Genomic DNA, 331 nt, shown 5'->3' on the forward strand with positions numbered 1-331 from the left:
GATTGAAGAGCTCGATGCACCTACCGTTATCGGTGACAATTGATCAGCAAGCAGGTTGACCGTGTCATGCATCTCTTTGCTCTGACGGCACAAACTGCTTAGCGACAGTAGGCGAGTTAAACCTCCTGTCTGAGGCTAGGATAATGGAGGCTACGGGCCCCCGTAGCTCAGGGGATAGAGCAGTGGTTTCCTAAACCATGTGCGCAGGTTCGAATCCTGCCGGGGGCACCTTCAGAATGCCAAGCCTTGCAGCAAAAAGAGCTGGCGCGCATCGGTTCAGTTGCGTGTGGGCTTTCAGTAGTCGCGTTGGTGATGGCTGGCCCAGCTCTGT

Annotated in this window: 1 tRNA gene; it reads left to right on the top strand. The window is 55.0% G+C overall.

Annotated features, from left to right (window positions below):
- Positions 1-156: 156 nt before the first annotated feature.
- A tRNA-Arg gene (locus tag M7Q83_RS14115) sits at positions 157-228 on the top strand.
- Positions 229-331: the final 103 nt, after the last annotated feature.

The organism is Ferrimicrobium sp., assembly GCF_027364955.1.
In the GTDB taxonomy this organism is placed as follows: Bacteria; Actinomycetota; Acidimicrobiia; order Acidimicrobiales; family Acidimicrobiaceae; genus Ferrimicrobium.